We start from the raw sequence: 16465 nt of genomic DNA, 5'->3' as shown, positions 1-16465 counted from the left end.
CTTTCCCGTCAGCCGGCGGCGGCCGTGCGGTCGGTGGGCATGGTGGCCTCGCGGACGACGTCCCAGCCGTCTCCGAAGAGGGGGATCACGGACGGGACGTGCACGGTCACCCGGGCGGTCGTGGTCTCGGGTCCGGGGGCGGTGCTGACGGCGGGGTCGAGCCAGTCGCTCACGGCGGCGGTGCCGGCGGCCGCGCCGTCGCCGTCCTGGGAGGCCGCGCGGGCCGCGGCGCGGGCGGCGGTGCCTGCCTGGTTGGCGCCGTAGCCGACGAGGCCGAGCTGCAGGGCGGCCATGGCGATGACGATCAGGACGGGCAGGTAGCCGGCGAGCTCGAGCGACGACACGCCGCGGTCGCCGAGGGCCCGGCGGCGCCGCCCGCCCGGCCCCGCCGCACGCGCGCACGCCTCCTCCCCCGCCGTGCGGGGGCCCGCCCCACGCGCCGTGGCGCAGCGGGCCTCAGCCGCCGCGCGGGGGCCCGCGGTCGTCGTCACCCCAGGTCACCCCCTTCGAGCGCCGCCCCCGCCGTGCCGTTCACGGACCAGCCCGCGTCGACGCCGGGGAAGAACAGCGGGACGTCCGCGCGGACCGTGGCGCGCATCAGGTCGCCGTCGGGGGCGCAGCTGATGTCGGCGCCGCTCCAGGCGTCGGGCAGGTTGCGCGTGCCCGCGGCGGAACAGGCTCCGGCCACGTCGCCGTGGACGGCGTGGGCGGCGGTGGCGGCGCGGGCGGCCTCGTCGGCGGCGTTGCCGGCCAGGGAGAAGGTGTAGCCCCAGAGCACGGCCTGCCAGAGCAGCCCCATCACGACCAGCAGGATGGGGAAGATCCCGGCGAACTCCAGGGTCACGGAGCCCCGGTCGCCCGCGCCCCGGCGCAGGGCGAGCCCGCTGCCGGGTTTGCGGCGGCGGCCCCGTCCGCCGGTGTCGTCGTCGGGCGCGGCGGCGACCAGGCCGAGTTCGCCCGCCAGCGTCCACAGGGCGCGTTTGACGGAGGACTTGGCGTCGAGGTCCTGGAGCCGCCCGGCGTCCACCACGGCGGAGAGTTCCTTGTACGCGGCGGGCACGTGGGTGGCGGCGGTGCGGGTGCCGGTGACCCGCTGGACGAGCTGCGGGTTGATCTCGGAGCCGCGGGCGTGCCGGTTGACGACGGTGAGGGTGTCCTCGGCCTTGCGGATCTGGAGGCGGTCCCAGAGGCGGACCATGCGCTTGGCGGCGCGCACCGCGATGACGTCGGGGGTGACGACCAGCAGCGCGTGGTCGGCGGACTCCACGGCCGCGGCGGTGGCGGCGTCCATCCGCGCCCCGCAGTCCAGGACGACGACGTCGTAGCGGGAGCGCAGGACGGAGAGGATCTGGCGGGCCGTGCGGTCGGCGACCTCCTCGCCGCGTTCGCCCTCGGCGGGGGCGAGGAGCAGCGCGATGCCGCTGTCGTGGGTGTAGACGGCGTCCTGGAGGACCCGCGGGTTGATGTCGTGGATGCCGGCCAGGTCGGCGATCGAACGCCGGTACTGGACGTCGAGGTAGGAGGCGACGTCGCCGGCCTGGAGGTCGAGGTCGACGAGCGCGACGGTGCGGCCGGAGGCGCGGGCGGCGAGGGCGAGCTGCACGGCGGTGACGGTGGCGCCGACGCCGCCCTTGGCCCCGGTGACGGTGACCACGGTGCCGCCCGCCCCTCGGCCGTACGGGTCGCCGCCGGTCCCGGCGGAGAGGTGGCGGCGCATCCCGGCGGCCCAGGCGGCGGCGGCGTGGACGCGTTCGGCGAGGCCCTCGGGGCTCAGCGGGAGGGTGACGATGCCGCGGGCGCCGGAGTCCATGGCGGCGGTGAGGGTGGTGGAGGAGGAGTCGGCGGTGATGAGGACGACGCCGACGGCGGGGTGACGCAGGACGATCTCGCGGATCAGCTCCAGCGCGGGCACCGGGCCGATCCGCTCGTGCACCAGCACCACCTCGGGCAGCTCGTCCACCGACTCGGCCGCACCCGCGCCGAGGGCGTCGAGCAGGGTGGCGGAGTCGTGCACGGGTGGCGCGGGGACGACGTCGGGGAGCTGGTCGAGGAGCGCCGCGAGGGCGCGGGCGGAGTCGACGTCTCCCACGGCGGGGAGGATGCGGACGGTCATCGGCGGCCCCTCACTGCTTGTCCTGCTGGAGGGTGTACGTCCGGTCGGCGGACGGCACGGAGCCGTCGTCGCCGCCGGCCACCAGGGCGAGGCGCACGTGTTCCGCGAACGACTCGGCATAGGCGACGCGCTGGGCGTCGGCGGCGGAGAGGGCGAAGGTGATCGGCACGGCCTCGGTGGCGGCGCGGCGGTTCGCGCCGCTGCCGTCGGGCTGGAGGGCGGTCAGTTTGCCGACGTCGATGACGCGGGCGTTCTGCACGATGAGGCGGGACTGGTCCTGGGTCTTCTCCTCGCCCTCGAAGGTGGCGTAGATGTTGACCCGCGCGCCCGCGGTGATCTTGCCGGCGACGCCGGTGGAGGCGTCGATCATGATGGCGATCTCCTGTTCCCCGGACCGGAGTTCGGGGCGGTCGACCACCATGTCGGACTGGAGCAGGGAGCCCTTGCGGAGCTGGGTGACGGCGATCTTCCCGCGTATCCCGGACAGGTCGGTGACGGCGGTCGCGGACAGCCAGCGCTCCGGCATGCTGATCCTCTCGAACTGGCCGGGGTCCAGTTCCTGGTACGGCGCGACGTCCGCCTTCAGCCGGTAGGCGGTCACCTCGGGGCCGACCTTGGAGTTCACGTCGCGGACCACCGCGAGCACTCCGGCGAACGCCGCGAGGGCGGCGGCCACCGAGAGGACCAGCAGCAGGACGCCGCGGCGCTGGCGGGAGTTCACGGTCTGTCTCACCTCGAGGATCGGGGGCGGTGCGGTTCTGTTCTGTTCTGTCGGTTCTGTTCTGTCGGGCCCGTCGGACCCGTCGGACCCGTCGTTCGCGCGTCGGGCCCGTCGGACCCGTCGTTCGCGTCGTTCGCGTCGTTCGCGTCGTTCGCGTCGGGCTCAGGGTGCGGGGGGCGGGGGTACCGGTCCTCCGGGAGCGGGCGGCCCCTCCGTCCGGCCCTCACCGGGCGCGGGCCCGCGTGGGTCGTGCCCCCTCCGCGCCTCGCCGCCCGGCACGGACCCGCTCCAGTCGTACCCCTCCGGCGTGCCGGGACGCCGGACGGCCCCGGCGACGCCGCCGGCCCCGTGGTCCCCGGAGGCTTCGGCGGCCGCGGCGGCACCCGCGCCCGGCCGCTGCGCGGGCACCGGGGCGGGCCCGGCCGCCGTGGTGCCCGAGCCCGGCCGGGTCGCGGGGCCCGCGGCAGCCGGGCGCGGGGCGGGGATCGGGCGGAGCCCGTCGGCGCCGGTGCGGGGCCCGCCGCCCGGCCCTATGGCGGCGGCGGGCCCCGGCGCCCGGGTGAGCCCGGCCGGGGCGGCGGCACGGGCGGACACGGCACCGGTGGCGTGGGAGGTGGCGGTGGCGGCCGGGAACTCCGGCGGCGGGGCCAGCGGCGAGGAGCAGAACGCGCAGCGGTCACCGATGATCTCGAGCCGGCACCACCGGCAGAGGTCCCGCCGCACGGAGGACACCAGCTGGTACAGCACGGAGACGTCCGGCAGCCCCGCGGCGAACTCGACCAGCTTGGGCGTCCCCCACCAGGACGCGGACTCGGCCGGCGCCGGCACCGTGGAGAAGTGCTGGACCCGCCAGCCGGGCGCGAGCGTCGCGCTCACCCAGTCCGGCGGGGTGGCGCCGCCGAACCCCGGGCCGGTGGCGGAGACCATGCGCGTGGCGAACTCCGGCCCCGGCAGCCGGTCCTCGCCGCCCAGCCGCACCAGCGCGGGCCGCGGCGTGGCCAGGACCGCGAACTGGGCGCCGGGCATCCAGGACTTGGCGTGCGCGGTCAGCGTCACGGGCACGTGGTCCAGCTTGGCCACGGAGTTGAGCAGCGCCCCGGAGTAGATGTAGTGCGCGAGCAGCCGCGCCGCCGAGGCGAGCACGCCCGGCCCGAAGTCGCAGACGCTCAACTGCCGCAGCTGGCGCACCAGTACGGCGACGCCGAGCGGCGGGAGGTCGGCGGGCACGATGGCGACGCGGTCGGTCTCCAGCAGTGAGCGGGCGGTGTGGAGCCGGCGGACGACCGCGGGGTCCGTCACCGCCGGGTGCACCGCGACGACGTAACCCTGCTGCTCCACGAGCGCGTTGAGCTCGTAGACGGTCTCCTCGACGGTGGCCCGGGGCTGGAGGACGGCGGGCGGGGTGTGCCGGTCGTCGGAGGGGAGCACCAGGCCGGGACCGGACACGCTGATGGCAGTCGGCACCGCTCCACCCTCCCCGTCGGCCCCCGTCTTCACGTGCGCAGCGCATTCACCAGCACGATATCCCCGGGTTCCGGCCTCCGACACCTGATTGGTCGAGATCGTCTCAACCGCGACCTGTCCGATGATCACGCCGTGTCGGCATATGCGACAACTGGCGTTCGCCGCACGCCGGTTGCCGTGGACGCACCACTCTTGACACCGGCATTGGTCTGGACCAAGTTGGTCTAGACCGGCTTGAACCCGCCGTCGGAGGAGCGGCCTCCCGGCCGCCCCGCCTCCTCGGCGACCCCGCACCTCCCACCCCTCATCCGCAGGGAGCCCCCATGCAGCTCACGCGCTCCACCACCACTCCTCCCCCGGCGAGACCCCGAGTACTCGCGACGGCCCTGACCGCCGCTCTGGCCCTGGCCGGCACCGCCCTGGGGGTCACCCCGGCCGCGGCGGCCGACGTGAACAACGTGCGCAACGGCGGCTTCGAGTCGGGTCTCACCGACTGGACCTGTTCGGCGGGCAGCGGCGCGGCCGTCACCTCCCCGGTGCACGGCGGCTCACGCGCCCTCAAGGCCACCCCGGCCGGGCAGGACAACGCCCGGTGCACCCAGGTGGTCGCCGTGCGGCCCAACTCCACGTACACGCTGAGCACCTGGGTGCAGGGCGGCTACGCCTACCTGGGCGTGACCGGCACCGGCACCACCGACACCTCCACCTGGACCCCGGACTCGGCGTCCTGGAAGCAGCTGCGGACCACCTTCACGACGGGTGCCAACACCACCTCGGTGACGGTCTACACCCACGGCTGGTACGGCCAGGCCGCCTACCACGTCGACGACTTCTCGGTCCTCGGCCCCGACGGCGGGGGCGGCGGGGGCGGCGAGCCCGAGCAGCCGGCCGTGCCCGCGGCCCCGGCCGGTCTGACGGTCGCCGGGACGACGTCCTCCTCCGTCTCCCTCACCTGGAACACCGTCCAGGGCGCCACCGGCTACACCGTCTACCGCAACGGCACCCGGGTGGCGACCTCCACCGGCACCTCGGCCACGGTCACCGGGCTGACGGCGTCCACCGCGTACGCGTTCCAGGTCACCGCCACCAACGCGGCCGGCGAGTCCGCCAGGTCGGCGACCGTGAACGCCACCACCCAGGCCACCGGCGGCGGTGGCGGCGGCGGGGACCTGCCCAAGCACGTGGTCACCGGGTACTGGCAGAACTTCAACAACGGCGCGGCCGTGCAGACCCTGGCCCAGGTGCAGAACCAGTACGACATCATCGCGGTGGCCTTCGCCGACGCCACGGCCACGCCGGGCACCGTCGACTTCACCCTCGACTCGGCCGGCCTGAACGGCTACACCGAGGCGCAGTTCAAGGCCGACGTCAAGGCCAAGCAGGCGGCGGGCAAGAAGGTCATCATCTCGGTCGGCGGCGAGCTCGGCTCGGTCCGCGTGGCCGACTCCGCCTCCGCCACCAACTTCGCCAACTCGGTGTACGCGCTGATGCAGGAGTACGGCTTCGACGGCGTCGACATCGACCTGGAGAACGGCCTCAACGCCACCTACATGACGCAGGCGCTCCGCTCCCTGTCGGCGAAGGCCGGGCCGGACCTGATCATCACCATGGCGCCGCAGACCATCGACATGCAGTCGACGTCCAACTCGTACTTCCAGACGGCGCTCAACGTCAAGGACATCCTGACCGTCGTCAACATGCAGTACTACAACAGTGGTTCCATGCTGGGCTGCGACGGCAAGGTCTACTCGCAGGGCTCGGTGGACTTCCTCACCGCGCTCGCCTGCATCCAGCTCGAGGGCGGGCTCGCGCCCTCCCAGGTCGGCATCGGCGTCCCCGCCTCCACCCGGGGCGCGGGCAGCGGCTACGTCTCGCCGACCATCGTCAACAACGCCCTGGACTGCCTGACCAAGCTCACCAACTGCGGCTCCTTCAAGCCGTCCAAGGCCTACCCGGACCTGCGCGGCGCGATGACCTGGTCGACCAACTGGGACGCCACCGCCGGCAACGCCTGGTCCAACGCCGTCGGCCCGCACGTCCACGCCCTCGGCTGAGCCGCCCGGCTCCTCCGCCCCGCCTCCGCACCGTCCCCCCGCCACGGAGGCGGGGCCCGCCCCCGCGGCCTTCCCGGCCCCGGGGGCGGGTCTGTCCGCGGGACCCGCGCCATGGCAGGCTCCCGCCGCCCCGACGTGCGCGATCTCGCCAGGGCGGTCGGATAGCCTGCGGCCCATGACCGACGACCCGCGGTACACCGCCGCGTTCTGGGACGACCGCTACTCCTCCGCCGACCGTCTGTGGAGCGGCAACCCCAACCCCGCCCTGGTGGACGAGGTGGCCGGCCTGACGCCCGGCCGGGCGCTGGAGGCCGGGTGCGGGGAGGGCGCGGACTCCCTCTGGCTGGCGCGCCAGGGGTGGACGGTCACCGGTACCGACGTCTCGGAGGTGGCCCTGGAGCGGGCCGCCGCGCACACGCCGCCGGAGCTGGCCGCCCGGGTCACCTGGCGGCGCGCCGACGTGCTCGACTGGCTTCCGGAGGCGGGCGCCTACGACCTGGTGGTCACCGCGTTCCTGCACCTGCCGTCCGCCACCCGCCGCCCGGTCTTCGCGGGGCTCGCCCAGGCCGTCGCCCCGGGCGGCAGCCTGGTGGTGATCGCCCACCACCCCCGCGACCTCACGGACGGCGTGGTCCCGCGGCCCCCGGAGCCGGACCTGTTCTTCACGGCCGAGGAGCTGGCCGGCGACCTGCTGCCGGCCGGCGGCTGGACCGTCCGCACCCAGGACGCCCGGCCGAGGACGGCGACCCACGAGGGACGCGAGGTCACCGTCCACGACACCGTGCTGCGCGCGGAGCGCCACACCTCCTGACCGGGCGGCCGGGGCCTCGGCTCCGGCCGCCGCCCGGAAGGGCCCGGACGAGGGGCCTAGAAGAACGCGGCCCAGTCCTGGTCCCACACCTGCTTGACGCACAGCACCAGGAAGAGCAGGCCGGCGACGGCGAGCATCACGTTGCTCAGGGTGCCGTTGCGCCACTCCGCGGGCGTGCGCGAGGAGTTGAGCAGCCAGATCAGGGTGAGCGCGAGGAACGGCATGAAGGCCGCGCCGAGGACGCCGTAGATGATGATCAGGCGGAACGGCTGGCCCTGGAAGAGCAGCACGATCGGCGGGAAGGTCAGCCAGAGCAGGTAGCCGCGGAAGGCCCAGGACGTCTCGCGGCGGCCCTCGGCGACCTCCTCACCGGTGGCGGCCCGCTTGCTGCGGTAGCGGGCGACGAAGTCGGCGAACATCAGGCTCACGCCGTGCCAGACGCCGATCAGGGAGGTGAAGGAGGTCGCGAAGAAGCCGATCAGGAAGAACTTCGCGGTGGCCGTGCCGTACTCCTCCTCCAGGATGTCGCCGAGCTGGATCAGCCCCTTGTCGCCGGAGGCGATCGCGACGCCCGAGGAGTGCAGCAGTTCGGCGCCGACGACGAGCATGGCGACGACGAAGACGCCGGTGGTGATGTACGCGACCCGGTTGTCCAGGCGCATGACCTTCATCCAGCCGGTGTCGGTCCAGCCCTTGGCGTTGACCCAGTAGCCGTAGGCGGCGAGCGTGATGGTGCCGCCGACGCCGCCGATCAGGCCCAGGGTGTTGAGGATGGAGTCCTGCCCGTCGGGCAGCACCGGCAGCAGGCCGGCGAGAAGACCACCCAGATTGGGGACGACGCGGATCGCCAGGTAGACGGTCACCAGGAACATGACACCCACGAGGACGGTCATGACCTTCTCGAACACCGCGTACCGGTTGAACCAGACGAAGACCAGCCCGACCAGACCGGTCGCGACGGCCCACCACTCCAGGTCCATCACGCCGGGGAACAGCGCCTGCAGCGGCAGTCCGCTCGACGACATGGCGGCGGCCCCGTAGACGAAGCCCCAGATGACGACGTAGACGACGAAGAAGGCGGTGGTCCACCTGCCCAGGGATGCCCAGCCGTCGAACAGCGTGCGGCCGGTGGACAAGTGCCACCGGCCGGCCGCCTCGGCGAGGGCGATCTTGACCACGCAGCCGATGACGGCGGCCCAGAGCAGCGTGTAGCCGAAGTTGGCGCCGGCCACCAGGGTCGCCACCAGGTCACCCGCCCCGACGCCGGTCGCCGCGACCACGATGCCCGGGCCGATGTACTTCCAACTCGATTTGCGCGGTGGGGTGTTGCTCGTGTTGTCAGCCATGGTGATCACCTAACGGACAACACCGCCCCCGGGCAAGGGTCCCGGCAGGACGGAACCCTTCACCCGCCCCGGTCAGGCCTGCTTCTTGTCCCCGTCGGCGACGCCCTCCGCCTCGGCGGCCCCGGCGGCCCCGGCCTCGGCGGCCCCGGCGGCTTCGGCCGGCTCCGCGGGCTCCTCGCTCGCGTCCTCGAAGTAGGCGTCGAGGACGGCGTCCAGCTCGGTCTCCCACCGGGCGACGTCCGCGCGGGACTTGGCATCGATCTCGATCCAGTACCACCGCCGTTCCGGGGTGTGGACGACGACCGTGTACCGCCTGCCGAAACGCGAGGTCGACGTCTCCACGGCGCCGATCTCGTCCCAGCGGAAGTCGCACTCCTGGTCGTCCAGGCTCAGGCGGACGCCCGCGTGGTCGGCGACCATGCGCGCGCGGAAGTCCTTGGCCTCGAAGACCGGGCCGTCCGGCACGGCCCCGGAGTCCTCGGCCGGCTCCTCGGCCGCCTCCTCCGCGGCATCCTCGGCGGCGTCGGCGGCGGCGCCGCTCTCCGCGGCCTCCTCCGGCTCCGGCGCGGCGTCCTCCACGACGGCGGCCTCGTCCGCCGCCGCGTCGCGCGCGGGGTCCTCGGGCGTGCCGTCGGCCGCCACCGGCACCGTCAGCCCCGGAATGAGGGCCGGGTCCACGGCGGCGGGCGGGGTCAGGGGCTTGGTGTTCGAACCGATGCTCTGCTCCACAGCCCGCAGTATGGTCCACGACGGCACCCCGCGGAAAACCCGTCGTCGCATCGTTACGAGGAACAGGTGAGGCCGGCGGGGGACTTACATGGCATCCGCGGCGAAACGGATGGACCGCTCCAGCGCCTCCTCGGGCGGCGTCCCCGCCCCCTCCTCCCAGGCCCGGGCGTAGCCCTCCTCGCCCAGCACGGCCCGCAGGTCCGCCACGCACTCCTCGGTGCCCAGCGGATCCGTCCGGTAGGCGACGAGCGTGGTCTCCTCACGCGGCCAGCAGGCCTGCGAGGCCCCGAACAGGCGGGCGGCGTCCTCGTGCCGGCCGAGCAGCCAGGCGCTGTGGGCGAGGGCGTCGTGGCCGAGGGCGAGGGCGCGCGGGTCGGCGAAGACGCGCTGGGGCTCCAGGACCGCGCGGGCGTGCGCCAGCGCGCCGTCCGGCCCGGTGAGCCTCCGCTCGGTGACCCGGTTCAGGGACAGCACCCAGCTCAGGTAGGGCCGGTGCCAGGTCTCGCCCAGCGTGCTCGCGAGGCGCATGCCGCGGTGCACGTACGCCGCCGACTCCTCCCGCCGTCCCACCGCCCACAGCGTGCTCGCCAGGATGCTGAGCAGCTGCTGCTCGCCGTAGCGGTCGTCGCTCGCCTCGAAGTGCCCCAGTCCCGCCCGCAGGTGGGCGAGCGCGGAGTCCGGGCGGCCACTGACCTCGGCGGACAGGCCCAGGACCAACTCGCCCCAGCCGACCGAGGCGGCGTCGCCCTCGGCGAGGCCCCGTTCGACGGCCGCGTGGGCGAACTCCCCGGCCGCCTCCAGGCGCGCGGGGAACACGCACAGGAACGCGCAGGCCGCCATGGCCCGGGTGCGGGCGGCGCGGACCTCCGGTTCGTGGTCGGCGGGCGCGGTGGCGGCCAGGGCGCGGCGCACCCAGTCGGTGCCCTCGCCGGCCGTCCCGGTGGCCGTCCAGTACCACTGCATGCAGCGGGCGATGTCGAGGGCGGCGAGCGCCTGCCCCGGTCCGGCTGCCGCGCGCAGGCCGTACTCCATCGCGTGGCGGATGTTGGGCAGCTTGTGGCGCAGCAGGTTCAGCCGTTCCGGCTGCCCGGGGCCCGCCCAGTGCTCGTGGGCGTCGCGCACCCGGTCGCGGAACCACCGCAGGTGCCGGTCGCGTGCCTCGTCGAGGTCCCCGGCACGGGCCAGCCGGTCGCGGCCGTACTCGCGGACCGTCTCGAGCATGGTGTAGCGCAGGCCGTCGCCGCCGCCGGGCTCGGTGAGCAGCAGGGAGTGGTCGATCAGACCGCCGAGGGCGTCCAGCAGCTCCTCCGGGTCCTCCGGGTCCTCCGGGTCCTCCGGGTCCTCCGGGTCCTCCTGGCCCTCCGGGTCGTCAGGGGCCTCCTGCCCGTCCGTCCCGTGCCCCCGGCGGGCGGCGGCGCCCCCGCGGGCCGCGCGGCTCCCGGTGTCCTCCCACAGGGCGTGCGCGGCCTCCAGCGACACCGGGCCGGCGAAGACCGACAGCAGGGCCCAGAGCCTCTGCTGGGCGGGCGTGCAGAGCTGGTGGCTCCAGTCGAGCATGGCGCGCAGCGACCGGTGCCGTTCGGGGGCCACCGGGTCGCCCTTGCTGAGCAGGGGCAGGCGCTCGTCGAGGCGGTCGAGGAGCTGGCCCGGCGAGAGGGCGCGCAGCCGCCGGGCGGCGAACTCGATGGCCAGCGGCAGGCCGTCCAGACGGTGGATGACGGCGCGGGCGTGTTCCAGATCGTCCGCCGACCAGCAGGCGCCGGACAGCAGGGCGGCGCGGTCGGTGAGGAGGGCGAGCGCGGCGTCCTCGGGCAACGGCGGCACCACGTACAGGCGTTCGGCGGCCAGGCCGAGCGGCAGCCGGCTGGTGGTGAGGAGGCGGACGCCGGTGGTGCCGGCGAGCAGCCGGTGCGCGAGCCGGGCGCAGGCGGCGGCCAGGTGCTCGCAGTTGTCCAGCACCAGCAGCAGTTCGCGGTCGCGCAGCGCGTCGACCAGGTGGTCCGCCGGGGTGGACTGCGGCGGCACGGGCGCCAGCCCGAGGCCCTCGACGAGGACGTACGGCAGGACGTCCGGGCTGGTGACCTCGGCGAGCTCCACCCAGCAGGCGCCGTCCCTCAGCAGCAGCCCGGCGGTGCGGGCGGCGCGCTGGGCGAGGCGCGTCTTGCCGACGCCGCCGACGCCCGTGAGGGTGAGCAGCCGGTGGTCGTCCAGCAGCCGGCAGACCTCGTCGACCTCGCGTCCGCGGCCGACGAACCGGGTGGGCGGGTCGGGCACGCCGCGTGGTGCGCGGCCCTCGCCGAAGCCGCCCGTCCCGGCGCCCGCCCCGTCCGGCGCGCGGGCTCCCGGCGCTCGGGCTCCCGGTCCGCGGGATCCCGGGGCGCGGGCTCCCGGTCCGTGGGATCCCGGGGCGGAGGCCACCCGGGGCCGGGGGCCCGCCGCCGGTCCGGGCGGGCCCCCGTGGCCGTGCGGCGGCACGCCCGGCGCCCCGTCGGGCGCGGGCGCGTGCGGCGCCGTCGCGGCGGGTCCGGGGGCGGGTTCCGGCGGCAGGCCGGCGGCGTCCCGCCAGCGGCGGTACCACTCGGCGGTGCCGGCGACGCCGCAGGCCGCGAGGTAGGCGGCGACCACCGGCCAGGCCGGCAGCCGGTGCCCCGAGGCGGCGGCGGAGAGGCTGGAGGCCGAGTAGGGGACGCGGGAGGCGAGTTCGCGGTAGGGCACGTTGCCGGTGCGGCGCCGCAGCGCGCGGAGGTCCGCCGCGAAGTCGGCGGCCTTTCCCTGCCCGGGCTCGATCGGCTTCTCCCGGCGTCCCATGACGTGTGCCCCCCGGCCGTTCGGCGATGCTCGCTTTGATCTCACGTTGACCCGGAATTGTCCAGTGGCGCCCGGGCGCCGGGTGGTCAACGCGTCGGAGGGTCAGGATGGGTCCGGCCGCGCTCTCCGGGACCCGGGGGACCGTCGAGCGCGGTCCTCCTTCGCGGGCGCCGGGGAACATGGGGGCCATCATGTGGGCCCCCGCGAAGGAGAGGTCCCCGCCGGGCCTCGTCGGCGTGGCCCGGCGGGGACCGCGGACCGGGCGGATCAGCCCAGGACGGCCAGCGCGTCGATCTCGATCAGCAGCCCGGGCGGCAGGCCCACGTAGACGGTGGTCCGGCAGGCCGGGGGCTGGGTGAGGTGCTCGGCGAAGTAGGCGTTCCAGATCTCGTTCATCTCCGCGAAGTGGTCCACGTCGGTCAGGTAGACGCGGAGCATCATCACGTCGTCCCAGCCGGCGCCGCCCTCGTCGAGCACGGCCTTGACGTTGGCGAGGGTCTGCAGGGTCTGCTCGCGCAGGGTGGGGCCGGCCGGCGTCGGCGGCCGGCCCTCCTCGGCGGGCAGGAAGCCGACCTGTCCGGCGACCTGCAGGATGTTGCCCTTGCGCAGCCCGTGCGAGAAGGCCGCGGGCGGCGCGGTGTGGGTGGCGGGGGTCAGCGCGGTCTTCTCGGTCATGCGGGAATCCTCCGGGTGCTCGTGGGCGGCGTTCCGATCATGGGAGAGTGAACCAGCCCCGCACCCCCCAGCGCACAGGAGGCCGTATGTCCGCGGATGCCGTCGCCCGTCTCGCCGAGGAGCGGATCGACCACCGCTTCAGGGGCCTGCCGCCGGACGCGGACGGTCTGACCGTGGGCGAACTGGCCGCGCAGCGGCGGAACCTGTTCACCGGCGGCTTCACCACCCCGGTGCTCACCCTCTCCGCGGAGCGGCTGCGGCACAACCTGCGGCTGATGAAGGAGTACACCGAGCGCCACGGCCTGGCGTTCGCCCCGCACGGCAAGACGACCATGGCCCCGCGCCTCTTCCGGGACCAGCTCGACCACGGCGCCTGGGGCATCACCCTGGCCGTGCCGCACCAGGTGCGGGTGGCGCGGGCCTTCGGGGTGCGGCGGATCTTCCTCGCCAACGAGCTGGTCGACCCGGCGGCGCTGCGCTGGGCCGCGGCCGAGCTGCGCGCCGACCCCTCCTTCCGCCTCGTCTGCTACGCCGACTCGGTGCGCGGGGTGGAGCTGATGAGCGCCGCCCTGGGCCCGGACGCCGGGCGGCCCCTCGACGTGGTGGTGGAGCTGGCCGCCGGGGACGGTGCCCGGACCGGGGCGCGCACCGAGGCGGAGTGCCTGGCCGTCGCCGAGGCGGTGTCGGCGGCGCCCTCGCTGCGGCTGGCGGGCGTGGCCGGTTACGAGGGCGAGGTCCCGGACGCCACGCCGGAGCGGGTCCGCGCCTGGCTGGTGCGGCTGGTGGAGCTGGCCGCGAAGCTGGACGGGGCGGGGCTGTTCGCCGGCACGGGCCTGGAGGAGATCGTGGTGAGCGCGGGCGGCAGCGCCTGGTTCGACACGGTCGCCGAGGTCTTCGCCGAGCTGCCCGGCCTCAGCCTGCCCGCACTGAAGCTGCTGCGCTCCGGCGCCTACGTCTCGCACGACGACGGCCACTACCGGACGGTCACGCCGTTCACCCGGATCCCCGAGGAGGGCGCCCTGGAGCCCGCCTTCCGGCTGTGGGCGCAGGTGGTCTCCCGCCCGGCCGGAGGGCAGGCCTTCCTCAACGCCGGCAAGCGGGACGCCGCCTACGACCTGGGGATGCCCGAGGCGCAGGTGGTGCGCCGCGGCGGGGCCGAGCGGGCGGCGGAGGGCGTCACCGTCACCAAGCTCTCCGACCAGCACGCCTGGCTGGAGACCGCCCCGGGCGCGGACCTGGAGGTCGGCGACTGGGTGGGCATGGGGCTCTCGCACCCGTGCACCGTCTTCGACAAGTGGCAGCTGATCCCCCTGGTGGAGGCGGACGGCACGGTGGTGGACTACATCCGCACCTTCTTCTGACCGACAGCCGGTCCTCGCGACCGGCAGCCCTTCTGGAGCCGCCATGCACCTCGCCGATCTGGTCGTCCGGGACGCCGAGGTCGTGGACGGCTCGGGAGGGCCGTCCTACCGGGCCGACGTGGCGGTGAAGGACGGCCGCGTCGTGCAGGTCGTCCGCGAGGCCGCGGCGGCCGGCTGCCAGCGCCCCGCCGGCACCCGGACGCTGGACGCCGAAGGGCTCGCCCTGGCGCCCGGGTTCGTGGACATGCACGCCCACAGCGACCTGGCGCTGCTCACCGATCCCGACCACTCGGCCAAGCTGGCGCAGGGCGTCACCCTGGAGGTCCTGGGCCAGGACGGCCTCTCCTACGCCCCCGTCGACGACCGCACCCTCGCCGAGGTGCGGCAGGCGGTGGCCGGCTGGAACGGCCCGGGCGACGACATCGACGTCGACTGGCGTTCGGTCGGCGGGTACCTGGACCGGCTGGACCGGGGCTTCGACGGCGAGGGCATCGCCCTCAACGCCGCCTACCTGGTGCCGCAGGGCTCGGTGCGCATGCTGGCGATGGGCTGGGAGAAGCGCCCGCCGACCGCCGCCGAGCTGGACCGGATGCGGGAGCTGGTGGCGGACGGGCTGCACGAGGGCGCGGTGGGCCTGTCCTCCGGGCTGACCTACGCGCCCGGCATGTACGCCGACCGTGAGGAGCTGACCGAACTCTGCCGCGTGGTCGCGGAGTTCGGCGGTTACTACTGCCCGCACCACCGGTCCTACGGCGCGGGCGCGCTGGACGCCTACCGTGAGGTGATCGGCATCGCCCAGGACGCGGGCTGCGCCCTCCACCTGGCCCACGCGACGCTCAACTTCGCGGAGAACAAGGGCCGTTCCGGCGAACTGCTGACCCTGCTCGACCAGGCGCTGGACGCGGGCCGCGACCTGACCTTCGACACCTACCCCTACACCCCGGGCGCCACCACCCTGGCCGCGCTGCTGCCCGGCTGGGCGAGCGAGGGCGGACCGGGGGCGATCCTGGAGCGGCTGCGGGACGACGCGGTCGCCGAGCGGATCCGGCACGACCTGGAGGTGACCGGCTCGGACGGCTGCCACGGGGTGCCCGTCGAGTGGGAGACGGTGGAGATCTCCGGGGTGGTCGACCCCTCCCTCGCGGACCACGTCGGACGGACCGTCGCCGCCGCGGCGGCCGCGGCGGGGACCTCCGCGTGGGAGACCGCCCGCCGCCTGCTGCTGGCCGACCGGCTCGGCACGGCGATCCTCCAGCACGTCGGCCACGAGGAGAACGTCCGCGCGCTGATGCGGCACCGGGCGCACACCGGCGGCTCGGACGGCATCCTGCGGGGCGCCAAGCCGCACCCGCGCGCGTACGGCACCTTCCCCCGCTACCTCGGCACGTACGTGCGGGAGCAGGGGGTGCTGACCCTGGAGGAGTGCGTCGCCCACCTCACCTCACGGCCGGCCGCGCGGCTGGGGCTCGCCGACCGGGGCCTGGTCCGCGAGGGCTACCGGGCCGACCTGGTCCTCTTCGACCCCGCCACGGTGGCCGAGGGCGCGACCTTCGCCGCGCCCCGGACCGGGCCGCTGGGCATCCCGTACGTCCTGGTCGACGGGCGGTTCGCCGTCGAGGACGGGCGCCGCACCGACGTCCTGGCGGGGCGGGCGGTGCGGCGGGGCCGGTGACGCGTCAGCGGGGGCGGCGGCTGCCGTTGCCCCAGCCGTTGCCGCGGCCGTCGTCGTCCTCGTCCTCGCCCCACCCGTCCTCGTCGTCGTCCCAGGGCCGGTCGGCGGGCGCCGACGGGGAGGGGGAGGCATCCTGGGCCGGGGTCCTGCTCGGCGAGGGCGGGGCGGACGTCCCGCGGGTGGCCGACGGGGAGGCGCTCGCGCTGCGGGTCGGCCGGGGGTCGGGCGTGGGTGCGCCCGACGCCTCCCGCGGCGCCTCGGCGGACGGCATCGGCGAGGGATCGGTCAGGTCGCCCACCGACAGCCCCGGCCCGGTGGGCGCGGCGCCGCCGCCGCGCCGGACCGGTTCCTCGGAGCCGGAGGACAGGGCGACGCCGAGCACCGTCAGCGCGCCCAGCCCCACCAGGCCGACGCCGGACGCCAGCAGCGTCTGCCGGCTCCGCGTCCACCGCTGCCGCGTCGCCTGCCGTTCCGCCGCCCGTCCGGCCGCCCGCGCCGCGGCCCGTCCACCCGGCGCCCCCACGACGCCCCCCGGCTGCGGCGCCCCGTACGGCACGGGGTCGGCGTGGACGCGGGCCGCGTAGGCGCCGGCCCCACGGTCCCCGGCAGCGTAGGACCCGGGTCCCCCCGCCCCGGGCGCATGGCCGCCGCCGGGGGCCGCGTGGCCGCCGAGGGCCGCGTGCGCGCCAGGTGCCGCGTGCGCACCGTGGC

At 75.5% G+C, this 16465-nt stretch carries 13 protein-coding genes; 4 read left to right on the top strand and 9 right to left on the bottom strand.

The window, feature by feature from the left end; all coding sequences use genetic code 11:
- Positions 1-8: 8 nt before the first annotated feature.
- From ABZ836_RS01835 to ABZ836_RS01820, 4 genes are all read right to left on the bottom strand, one after another.
- Entirely contained in the window at positions 9-491 is a 483-nt protein-coding gene (locus tag ABZ836_RS01835; protein ID WP_356138443.1) for a TadE/TadG family type IV pilus assembly protein, read from the bottom strand.
- Positions 488-2113: an AAA family ATPase gene (locus tag ABZ836_RS01830; RefSeq protein WP_361138327.1), complete on the bottom strand. Its 1626-nt coding sequence runs from the start codon at positions 2111-2113 to the stop codon at positions 488-490. Before ABZ836_RS01830 ends, ABZ836_RS01835 begins: the two co-directional genes overlap by 4 nt.
- 10 nt (positions 2114-2123) lie before the next feature.
- Complete coding sequence (cpaB, locus tag ABZ836_RS01825) at positions 2124-2834, bottom strand: Flp pilus assembly protein CpaB (protein WP_356138457.1); 711 nt, start codon at positions 2832-2834, stop codon at positions 2124-2126.
- A 162-nt stretch (positions 2835-2996) separates the two neighbouring features.
- Positions 2997-4298, bottom strand: a complete 1302-nt coding sequence (locus tag ABZ836_RS01820) for a hypothetical protein (protein WP_361138325.1) — start codon at positions 4296-4298, stop codon at positions 2997-2999.
- Positions 4299-4621: 323 nt separating this feature from the next.
- On the opposite strand from ABZ836_RS01820, the gene ABZ836_RS01815 reads away from it, so the two are divergent.
- Positions 4622-6352 (top strand): glycosyl hydrolase family 18 protein, encoded by a 1731-nt coding sequence (locus ABZ836_RS01815; protein ID WP_361138323.1) that lies wholly within the window; start codon positions 4622-4624, stop codon positions 6350-6352.
- Positions 6353-6527: 175 nt separating this feature from the next.
- Positions 6528-7163: a class I SAM-dependent methyltransferase gene (locus ABZ836_RS01810; protein WP_356138448.1), complete on the top strand. Its 636-nt coding sequence runs from the start codon at positions 6528-6530 to the stop codon at positions 7161-7163.
- Between the two features lie 56 nt (positions 7164-7219).
- Here the strand turns inward: ABZ836_RS01810 and ABZ836_RS01805 are convergent, their stop codons facing one another.
- The 4 genes from ABZ836_RS01805 to ABZ836_RS01790 form a co-directional block, all read right to left on the bottom strand.
- Positions 7220-8509 (bottom strand): Nramp family divalent metal transporter, encoded by a 1290-nt coding sequence (locus ABZ836_RS01805; RefSeq protein ID WP_361138321.1) that lies wholly within the window; start codon positions 8507-8509, stop codon positions 7220-7222.
- Positions 8510-8581: 72 nt separating this feature from the next.
- Positions 8582-9238: a hypothetical protein gene (locus ABZ836_RS01800; protein WP_361138319.1), complete on the bottom strand. Its 657-nt coding sequence runs from the start codon at positions 9236-9238 to the stop codon at positions 8582-8584.
- Positions 9239-9322: 84 nt separating this feature from the next.
- Positions 9323-12046 (bottom strand): AAA family ATPase, encoded by a 2724-nt coding sequence (locus tag ABZ836_RS01795; RefSeq protein WP_361138317.1) that lies wholly within the window; start codon positions 12044-12046, stop codon positions 9323-9325.
- 267 nt (positions 12047-12313) lie between these two features.
- The gene (locus tag ABZ836_RS01790) at positions 12314-12721 is read right to left on the bottom strand and encodes a RidA family protein (protein WP_356129185.1); all 408 of its coding nucleotides are present in this window, start codon (positions 12719-12721) and stop codon (positions 12314-12316) included.
- A gap of 86 nt (positions 12722-12807) precedes the next feature.
- On the opposite strand from ABZ836_RS01790, the gene ABZ836_RS01785 reads away from it, so the two are divergent.
- Positions 12808-14082, top strand: coding sequence for an amino acid deaminase (locus tag ABZ836_RS01785; protein WP_361138314.1), 1275 nt, complete (start codon positions 12808-12810; stop codon positions 14080-14082).
- A gap of 43 nt (positions 14083-14125) precedes the next feature.
- Positions 14126-15754, top strand: a complete 1629-nt coding sequence (locus ABZ836_RS01780) for a D-aminoacylase (RefSeq protein WP_361138312.1) — start codon at positions 14126-14128, stop codon at positions 15752-15754.
- A 4-nt stretch (positions 15755-15758) separates the two neighbouring features.
- Here the strand turns inward: ABZ836_RS01780 and ABZ836_RS01775 are convergent, their stop codons facing one another.
- Positions 15759-16277, bottom strand: a complete 519-nt coding sequence (locus tag ABZ836_RS01775) for a hypothetical protein (protein WP_361138310.1) — start codon at positions 16275-16277, stop codon at positions 15759-15761.
- Positions 16278-16465 lie beyond the last annotated feature (188 nt).

It is taken from the genome of Streptomyces sp. NPDC047130, from assembly GCF_040643475.1.
GTDB lineage: Bacteria > Actinomycetota > Actinomycetes > Streptomycetales > Streptomycetaceae > Streptomyces.
The sequence above is the reverse complement of the archived record's forward strand: the minus strand, read 5'-3'. Positions and strand labels throughout refer to the sequence as shown.